At 64.5% G+C, this 8,849-nt stretch carries 11 protein-coding genes; 9 read left to right on the plus strand and 2 right to left on the minus strand.

Going from position 1 to position 8,849, the window contains the following annotated elements; translation table 11 throughout:
• The first annotated feature begins 15 nt into the window (after positions 1-15).
• From ACGFK1_RS00755 to ACGFK1_RS00780, 6 genes are all read left to right on the plus strand, one after another.
• Positions 16-486, plus strand: a complete 471-nt coding sequence (locus ACGFK1_RS00755; protein WP_393424125.1) for a PTS glucose transporter subunit IIA — start codon at positions 16-18, stop codon at positions 484-486.
• Positions 487-1,272, plus strand: a complete 786-nt coding sequence (gene nagB / locus ACGFK1_RS00760) for a glucosamine-6-phosphate deaminase (RefSeq protein ID WP_393424128.1) — start codon at positions 487-489, stop codon at positions 1,270-1,272.
• The gene (gene nagA / locus ACGFK1_RS00765; protein ID WP_393424131.1) at positions 1,273-2,412 is read left to right on the plus strand and encodes an N-acetylglucosamine-6-phosphate deacetylase; all 1,140 of its coding nucleotides are present in this window, start codon (positions 1,273-1,275) and stop codon (positions 2,410-2,412) included.
• Between the two features lie 72 nt (positions 2,413-2,484).
• The gene (locus ACGFK1_RS00770; protein WP_393424134.1) at positions 2,485-2,778 is read left to right on the plus strand and encodes a hypothetical protein; all 294 of its coding nucleotides are present in this window, start codon (positions 2,485-2,487) and stop codon (positions 2,776-2,778) included.
• Positions 2,779-2,886: 108 nt separating this feature from the next.
• Positions 2,887-3,513 (plus strand): hypothetical protein, encoded by a 627-nt coding sequence (locus ACGFK1_RS00775; RefSeq protein ID WP_393424137.1) that lies wholly within the window; start codon positions 2,887-2,889, stop codon positions 3,511-3,513.
• Positions 3,464-3,916, plus strand: coding sequence for a hypothetical protein (locus tag ACGFK1_RS00780; protein ID WP_393424140.1), 453 nt, complete (start codon positions 3,464-3,466; stop codon positions 3,914-3,916). The genes ACGFK1_RS00775 and ACGFK1_RS00780 overlap by 50 nt, the downstream gene beginning before the upstream one ends.
• Here ACGFK1_RS00780 and ACGFK1_RS00785 read toward each other — a convergent pair.
• Complete coding sequence (locus ACGFK1_RS00785) at positions 3,880-4,473, minus strand: TetR/AcrR family transcriptional regulator (RefSeq protein ID WP_393424143.1); 594 nt, start codon at positions 4,471-4,473, stop codon at positions 3,880-3,882. The two genes, ACGFK1_RS00780 and ACGFK1_RS00785, sit on opposite strands and share 37 nt — an antisense overlap.
• A 220-nt stretch (positions 4,474-4,693) precedes the next feature.
• Here ACGFK1_RS00785 and ACGFK1_RS00790 point away from each other — a divergent pair, with 220 nt between their 5' ends.
• Positions 4,694-5,875, plus strand: a complete 1,182-nt coding sequence (locus ACGFK1_RS00790) for a cytochrome P450 (RefSeq protein ID WP_393426239.1) — start codon at positions 4,694-4,696, stop codon at positions 5,873-5,875.
• Here the strand turns inward: ACGFK1_RS00790 and ACGFK1_RS00795 are convergent.
• A complete protein-coding gene (locus tag ACGFK1_RS00795) occupies positions 5,834-7,735 on the minus strand; it encodes a DUF1214 domain-containing protein (protein ID WP_393424146.1) in 1,902 nt (633 codons plus the stop codon). The two genes, ACGFK1_RS00790 and ACGFK1_RS00795, sit on opposite strands and share 42 nt — an antisense overlap.
• A gap of 62 nt (positions 7,736-7,797) precedes the next feature.
• Between ACGFK1_RS00795 and ACGFK1_RS00800 the strand changes: the two genes are divergently transcribed.
• Positions 7,798-8,388 (plus strand): TetR/AcrR family transcriptional regulator, encoded by a 591-nt coding sequence (locus ACGFK1_RS00800; protein WP_393424149.1) that lies wholly within the window; start codon positions 7,798-7,800, stop codon positions 8,386-8,388.
• A 184-nt stretch (positions 8,389-8,572) separates the two neighbouring features.
• The gene (locus ACGFK1_RS00805; RefSeq protein WP_393424152.1) at positions 8,573-8,836 is read left to right on the plus strand and encodes a hypothetical protein; all 264 of its coding nucleotides are present in this window, start codon (positions 8,573-8,575) and stop codon (positions 8,834-8,836) included.
• The last annotated feature ends 13 nt before the right edge of the window (positions 8,837-8,849 follow it).

The raw sequence follows: 8,849 nt of genomic DNA on the forward strand, positions 1-8,849 counted from the left end.
TCGTATTGTTGGTGCGTGAGTACGACGTCAGTCCTTGCCCCGGTTGCGGGGCGAGCCGTTGCCCTGCCCGACGTTCCCGATCCTGTCTTTTCCCAGGGCATGGTGGGTTTCGGTGCCGCCGTCGATCCGCCACGCGGGGTGGTCGAGGCCGTCGCTCCGGTCAGCGGGAAGGTCTTGAAGTTGATGCCCCATGCGTACATCGTCATGACGGCTGACAATGTCGGTGTCCTGGTCCACCTTGGGCTGGACACCGTCGGCTTGAACGGCGAGGGCTTCAGCGCGCACGTCAGTCAGGGCGACGAGGTCAGCGCGGGTCAGCTGATCATCACCTACGACGTGCCGGCGGTGGAAGCCAAGGGACTCAATCCCATTGTCCCAGTCGTGGTGATGGACGAACGCGAGTCCTCGAATGTCACGCCGTCGGACGCGGTCTTCGAGGGCGCGCAGATTGCCTCCGGGGCAATCCTTTTCACAGCGAACAAGTAGATGGAAGTTGTCATCCTGCCGGATGCGGGGGAGATCGGCGCAATTGCGGCCGACGCCATCGGCGAACTCTTGGGCCGCAAACCGGCCGCTGTGCTCGGCCTCGCCACGGGATCATCGCCGCTGATGATCTACGACGAACTGGCGACGCGTTGCGATGCCGGTCTGATGTCGTTCGCGAAGGCGCGCGGTTTCACTCTCGACGAGTATGTCGGTTTACCCGCCGGCCACCCTGAGCGCTATCGCAATGTGATCGACCGGGTGTTCGTATCGCGGGTCGACTTCGGCCCTGGTGCGGTGCTGGGACCCGACGGTCTCGCTGACGACATCCCCGCCGCGTGTGCCGAGTACGAGAACGCCATTCACGACGGGGGCGGGGTCGACCTGCAGATCCTCGGCATCGGCACCGACGGTCACATCGGGTTCAACGAGCCGGGGTCCTCGCTGGCCTCGCGCACCCGCATCAAGACGCTGACCAAACAGACCCGAATCGACAACGCCCGCTTCTTCGGCGGCGACGTCGACGCCGTGCCGAGCCACTGTCTGACGCAGGGCCTGGCGACCATCATGGAAGCCAGACACGTCGTGCTGGTGGCGACCGGCGGTGGCAAGGCGGAAGCCGTCCACCACCTGGTCGAAGGACCGGTGAGCGCGATGTGGCCCGCGACGATCCTGCAGCATCATCCGCACGTGACGGCGTTGCTGGATGACGCTGCGGCACATCGGCTTCAGCTCGCGGGCTACTATCGCGAGACCTACCGTGCCAAGCCGGACTGGCAGGGCATCTGAGTGCTCTTGACGGCCGAGACGATCCTGACGGGACGAGAAATCTTGCGGCCCGGGTGGATCGAAGTGTCCGACGGTACCGTGGCTGCGCTCGGCGGCGGCGCCGCGCCGCGCCGCGCCGATCATGACCTGGGTGCGGTCACGGTGGTTCCGGGGTTTGTGGACACCCACGTGCACGGCGGCGACGGCGCCAACTTCTCGACCGCCTCCGCGGCGGACACGGCGTCCGCCGCGAGGCTGCATCGCAAGCACGGAACCACCACGCTCATCGCCTCCTTGGTCACCGCCGGACCGGACGAATTGCTGCGCCAGGTAACGGGATTGGCCGACGACGTGCGGGCGGGCATCATCGCGGGGATTCACCTGGAGGGTCCGTGGCTGTCCACGAAGCGCTGCGGTGCACATCAACCCACGCTGATGCGTGACCCCGACCTCGCGGAGATCGACCGAGTGCTGGATGCGGGCCAAGGCGGTGTTCGGATGATCACCGTGGCGCCGGAACGTGACAGGGCAATCGCTGCGATCGAACACATCGTCGCTCGCGGGGTGGTGGCCGCGGTCGGTCACACGGAGGCGACCTACCAACAGACTCGGGCGGCGCTGGCCGCGGGCGCGACCGTGGGCACCCACCTGTTCAACGCGATGCGGCCGATCAACACCCGTGAACCGGGTCCGGTCATCGCGCTGCTCGAAGACCCTGGGGTGACGGTCGAGGTGATCACCGACGGCGTGCACGTCGACCCCGCGCTCTACCGACACGTGACGCACAGCGTGGGGCCCGACCGGGTATCGCTGATCACCGATGCGATGGCGGCGACCGGTAAGCCGGACGGGGTCTACCACCTCGGACCGGTCCGGGTGGACGTGGTCGACGGGGTGGCCAGAGTCGCGGGAACGGAAACCATTGCCGGAAGTACCGCCACCATGGATTTGGTGTTCCGATTCGCCGTGGCGCACAGCGGTTTAGCCCGCGACGAGGCGCTGATGTCGGCAGTGCGCCAGGCGTCGGTCAACCCGGCGCGCGCGCTGGGCCTGCCGGATGTCTGCCTCGGGCCCGGGACTGCCGCCGATCTGGTGGTGCTGAACTCGGACTTGGCGGTGACGGGCGTGCTGTACCGGGGTGCGTGGGAGGTACGGCCGTGACGGAGGCGCAACCCACGAGCTTCACAGCCAAACATCAGTCTGCACACGGTTTTTGCGGGAACCGTGAACGATATGGCGCTGCGCTTTCTGGCCGTCTCATCGGTGGTCCTCGGCTGCGCGCTGCCGCTCGCCGCACCGGCGACTGCTGAGCCCGTCGACACCGGGGGAGCTGCTGACTCGGTGATCAGCGATTTGAAAGCGCAGGGCTACAACGTCGTAATCAACTGGTTGAACGGGTATGACACCGTGCCGCTGGCGGTGTGCACAGTGCAAGACGTCGACAACCCGGGCGACACATCGCCGAAGCCCGGGGCGTTCACGACCGTCTACGTCGACGTGTCGTGCCCGAACCATCCGGACGAATGACTGCGGATCCTTGCGGCGGCAAACCGCCTGCCGACGGCCGTGCGAATTGACGTTTCCGCAGACCTCGCGCGTGGTATCCGCCTCCGAAGACACAGGAGGTCGAAACAGATGCCCGCGTGGAGTTGGATAGTCATAGCAGCAGTGGTCCTGGTCGTCATCGTGCTCATCGTCTTTCTTGCCATGTCGGCGGCGCGTCGCAAGAGATCAGAGCGACTCGAACGACATTTTGGCCCGGAATACGAACGCGCCGTCGGCGAGGTCGGTGATCAACGGGTTGCCGAGAAGGAACTCGTCGCACGCGAACGCAGGCGGCAGAAGCTCGACATCGTCGCGCTGGCACCGCAGGCGCGTGCAAAGTACGACGCACACTGGCGGTCGGTGCAGAGTGCATTCGTCGACGATCCGTCGGCGGCGGTGGGCGAGGCAGACCGCTTGGTGACCATGGTGATGCGGGAACGCGGCTATCCGGTTGACGACTTCGATCAGCGGGTCGCCGACGTGTCAGTCGATCACCCCGACGTCGTCGAACATTACCGGGCGGCGCACACCCTTCACCTCGCACAAGAGCAAGGCGACATAGGTGTCGAGGCGCAACGTCAGGCGTTCGTCCATTACCGCGCCCTCTTCGAGAGGCTGCTGGAAACCGATGTGGAACACGAGAAGGACAAGCCAGAGGAGGCGCGGAATGACAACCCACGACGAGCAACTCAACCCCACCACATCAGCCCCAACTGACCAACCTTCGTCGCAGATTTCAGGTGCCGACCCGTCGTCGGCCCAACCCGGGGCGATGACCGCTTCGGCCGAATCCCCGCAACAACCATCAGTGGAGCCGCAACCGTCGGCTGGTGGGACCGAAAACTCAACGGGCGGGTCTCTTTTCGCCGAGAACGACCGCTCGGGCCTGCGAACCCGCTGGGACGACGTCCAGGCGGGTTTCGTCGACGACCCCAAAGACTGCGTTCAGAAGGCCGATGCGCTGGTGGCAGACGTCGTTCAACAGCTGACCACCGGGTTCAGTGAAGCTCGGTCACGGCTGGAGGCGCAGTGGGCTCGCGGTGAAGATGCGTCCACCGAGGATCTTCGGCAGGCGCTGAAGCGTTACCGCGAATTCTTCGAGCGACTGCTTGCGGTCTGACGCTCGACGTCGCCGGCGAACGCCGGTGCGACGAACCGCTGCAACATCTCGCGCTCTACGCCCGCATCGGTGCCGGGCAACAGCAGCAGCAACATCACCAGGCGCACAATCCACTGCGCGGCTGGTGGATCGTCGCCGGCAACGCCGGTCAGTTCTGACGCAAAGTGCGCCACGGCCTGTGATGTGGTCAGCAGGTTCCATCCACCGCTGCGCGCCGAGTCAAGGAACAGTTGGCTCGCCGGATGGGCACGGACCTCCGCCACCGCCACCTCGATCGCGGTCAACACCCGGTCGGCGCCCGTACGCCCCTCGACACTGACGCGAATGGTTTCGACGATCCGGGCGCCGGCCCGCGCCAGCACCGCTTCGCGAATGTCTTTCTTGCCGCCGACATAGCGGTAGATGGTGGCGCGCGAACAGTGCGTCCGTGCGGCCAGCGCATCGACGCTGAAGGCGCCCATCCCGTCCCGGTAGATCAACTCGGTGGCTGCAGCGTAGATGCGCTCGGCTGCGGCCGACCGCCTGCCGTCGGCGAAGAGCCAGTCGTCTCGCGACACGAGCTCGAATTTATCTCAGCACTGAGACAAATATCCCGAAGTTCTCACTGTCGCCGCAGGTCGGTGCGGCGGCGTGAGACAACTGGGCGCGCGCCGCGGTAGGGGCCGTTATCGTCCGTTGTTCGACCCGTTGACCGCCCGCCGCCACACTGGTCAACCTGTACGAATGAGGTTGCTCGACGATCCGGTCGCGTTCTTTGGTGGGGATGCGATCTAGGATCTGTATCCGTTGTATGACCGTCTCCGCGCCGAGGGACCGGTGCATCGGGTGGGCGACTCCGGCTTCTATGTGGTCTGCGACTGGGCCGCGATCAACGACGTCGTCAACCGTCCCGAAGACTTCTCGTCGAACCTGACCGCGGTGATGATGTTCACGCCCGAGGGCCGCGTGGTCCCGTTCGAGTTGGACGGGCTCGGTGGACCGACCCACATACTTGCCACTGCCGATGATCCCGGCCATGGTTTGCACCGCAAGCTGCTGATACCTCAGTTGGCGGCCAAGAAGATTCGCGTGATGCAAACCTTCATCGCCGACAGGTTCGAGCAGTTATGGGCCGACGGGCTCCAGGACGGGTGTGTCGAGTGGATCGGCGCGTTGGCCAACAAGCTGCCGATGATGGTTGTCGCGAAGTTGATCGGGGTGCCCGCCCACGACGTCGACCAGTTGATCAGATGGGCCTATGCCAGCACCCAGTTGCTCGACGGTCTCGTCGATGAGCAGCGACTCGTCGCGGCGGGCGCCGCAGGCATGGAAATGGGCAACTACATCCGCGACCAGTTCTTGAAGGTCGCCGATGATCCACCGGACACCTTGATGGGCGCCCTCGCGAGTGCCTGCGAGGCAGGTGAATTCGACCAGCTCACCGCACAGCTGATGATGATCATCCTGTTCAGCGCCGGCGGGGAGTCGACGGGTTCGCTGCTCGGCAACTCGATGGAGATCTTGGCGACCCGTCCGGACATCCAACGGCAGGTCCGCGAAAACGGTGACCTGCTGGGGCCGTTCATCGAGGAGACGCTACGGTATGAACCTCCATTCCGCGGTCACTACCGGCACGTCGTCACCGATACCTCGCTTCAAGGCACCGATTTACCCGCTGGGGCCCGGCTGCTGTTGTTGTGGGGCGCCGCCAACCGCGACCCCGCCCAGTTCGGCTCGCCAAACGAGTTTCGTCTGGATCGGCCAGGTGGCAAGGGACACATCACTTTCGGCAAGGGACTGCATTTCTGTGTGGGAGCTGCACTTGCCCGGCTGGACGCACACATCGTCTTACGGGCGGTACTCGACCGCACCCAGTGGATCGACGCAGTCGATATCGGGCCGTGGCTACCCAGTGTTCTGGTTCGCCGCCGCGAGCATCTACGCCTGCGGATAGGGCGCAAATCGGTTGTCGAAGCCTGACTTTCGCGCCGCGATCTGCGCCTGCCGAACCGTCGCGCCGGCGGGGACGGTGCCCGCAGGCAGTACGCCGGGCAACTGGTCGAGATTGACCACCTGCGAACTCACGGTCGGTAGATGCTGCGGTTTCTCTGGCAAGTCCTGGAACCGGATGGAGATAGTGCCCTGGTTCAGCCCACCCGTCGACACCCAGTTGTAGATTTGCGGATCCCGTGGTGAGACCACGATTGTGTAGGTGCCGTCTTCATTCTTGACGGCCTGCGAGATGTTCAGGCTGGTCTGCTCGTCCCAGTAATTGTTGGTGATGGTCCAGTCGTTGGTCACCGGCACGACGAAATAACCGGCGTCGCCGGGATCGATGGTGAGCACCAACGCCTGGTCGTCGTTGAGTTGGAAATAGCCGGCGCTCTGCATCTGCGTGGAAAGGAATTGAGCGTTTTGCGTCGGATTCGTGAACACGTTCGGTTGCCTGGGCTCGCCCGTCGCCGGATCGAAGGTCGCGACCTTGATGTACGTGGCTTCCATCTGCAGCCCGAGCGCCATGATCACCGCGGTGACGGTCCCGCGTAACAGCGGAGGCATCACCGGCAGCGGCGGAACCAGCGAGACCAGCGTCGTCAACACCGGACTCTTCGTCACGGTCGGCCCGATGAACGGGATGGCGAACCCGCCCAACTGGGCGAACAGGCTGTTCGGCGGCCCGCTGACCCGCTCGATCGACAGGCTCATCGGATCTTGTCTGTTCCAGTCGGACAACGTGTTTCGCACTGCGATCAACGTGGTGTCGTCGGTGATCTGAATGTGATTGGGGCCCGGCCCGGTCGGTGCCCCGCTCACGGTGATGGTGAATGAGCCGTCCGCGTTGCGCACAAGGTCTTTGCCGTTGAGCACCGACGCGGTGTTACCCGACAATCCAGTGAGCACGCTGAACGTGGTCTCGGCGGGATCGTCACCGGTGAACCGTCCGGTGATCACGTACGTCGAGGTCTTGTTGACCGCCATGAAGCGGTAGATGGTGTCCGGGTTGTCGTAGAGGATGCGCGAGCCGTTGACGTCCTGGCCGTACCAGGTGTGTGGCGGAGCGACTTGCATGACGGCCGTCGGGGTCATCGGGTTGAGCAATTGCTGCTGGAAGGCTGCGCCCATGGCATATTCATTGACGGCTTCGTTCAGCGGATCGAGGTTCGCCTGATCAGGCCCGCCGACCAGTTTGAACTGTTGTTGTGCCGTTATTCTCCAGCCGATTTCAAGCACCAGTTTCATCAGTTGCACGGGCAGCGTGTTCACGGTTTGGGTCGCGCGCCGCTCGGCGGCCAGCTGTTCAGGGGTGCCCAGCGGACTGACTGCCAAGGTCTGTGCAGTCGCGGTTTCTGTCGTGGTGGTGGGCGAGACGTTGGCTTCGGTGGTCTCGCGACTGGCCGCGCCGACGGTGGACGCCACGGCAAGCGTCTGCGCGGGCGTGTCCGGCGTAGGGGTGCGATCGCGGACAACAGATTTCTTGGTCACGGCTGCCGTGGTCCCGGTCGCGGGTTCGTCGGTCGACGCGGTCGCAGTCTCTGCCGTCGTCGACTCCGTCTTCGGCGCGGAGGCGGTCTTTTTCTTCTTGGGTCGGGCGGCGGGCTTCTCGACGCTCGAGTCCGTCGAGTCCGTTGTCTGCGTCTTCGCTGCCGGTTTCTGCTCGGCCCCGTCGTCGTGCGTTGCTGACGCACTGGTGGATGACCCGCTGTCCGAGGAACTCGACTGACCGTCGTCGGCGGCCGCGATCGCCGGACTGTTGGCGATCGCCGCCCCGATGCCCAGTGCGACCGCTAAGCCGCCGACCCTACCGATGAACCGACCGTATCTGTATGGCGTCGTTGCCACGGGGCGAGTCCTTTCGCAGGGCGTCCGCTGACCGCAAACGCCTTGCTCGGTACCGTAGTCACATGACTACAGCCGGGGCAAGGGGTGACATGCAACGGTCGAATCCGCCGCTGGGCAGGGCGGAGGTCGTCGCAGCCGTGCTGGAGTCCGCCGCCGACCTGTTTGCCGAACGCGGGCCCGCGGCAACGTCGGTCCGCGACATCGCGGCGCGGTCGAGAGTGAACCACGGGCTCATCCATCGGCACTTCGGGAGTAAGGACCGACTCGTCGCGGCCGTCCTCGACCACCTCGGCGAGCACCTCGCGGGGCTCGTGTCGGCCGCTGCCGACGGCGGCGCGATCGCCGCTGCGGTCAACCGTCAACTGCGCGTTATCGCCAGGACGTCGCTGGACGGCTATTCGATCGGCGAACTACAGAAGCGATTCCCGACGATGGAGATCCTGCTGAGCAGTGTTCGTGCGCGGCACTCCGATGAGCTCGATGCGCGGCTTGCCGCCGCGCACACCGTGGCACTGCAACTCGGTTGGGTCCTTTTCGGTGACTTCCTCCGTGCCTCGACGGGACTGGAGGGCGTCGACGACCACAAGTTCGCTTGCTCGGTGGGCGAGGCTGTCGGGCGGATTTTGGATACCGGCACGTCGACGCCGACCTAGATGAAGTTTCGCTATTTGGACTGTTCGTCGCCCGCGGCGCTGTTCGACAAACTGACGCATGCGAAATCGGCTTTGCCGCAACCGATTTTGACGCTTGCGACAAGTCGTTTCACATGCAAAGAATACATTTTTGGTTTCGCGCAAGGCATTTGCAGGGTTGGTCAACCGGCCTACTGTTGGTCAGATGAATGTCCAGGTCGTTGAGGCGCGGCGCTGTCCGTTCTGCAAGCACGTTGTGAATACGTATCGCGACCCGAGAAATCCTGCGAACACCCCCCACGACGGTGACATCTCCGTATGCGCCAACTGCAGCGGGCTGTCTGTCTTCGAGGGGCGTGAACTGCGCCTGCCCACACCCGAAGAGCTGGCCCGGTCCATGCGGGACAAGAATCTCCTGCGCACCATCAAGGAGCTTCGGGCCGAGTACTACGGGTGGAGCGTGTTCTGATCCTTCGGTAGCC

The sequence above is a fragment of the Mycobacterium sp. NPDC048908 genome (assembly GCF_043197955.1).
Lineage (GTDB): Bacteria > Actinomycetota > Actinomycetes > Mycobacteriales > Mycobacteriaceae > Mycobacterium.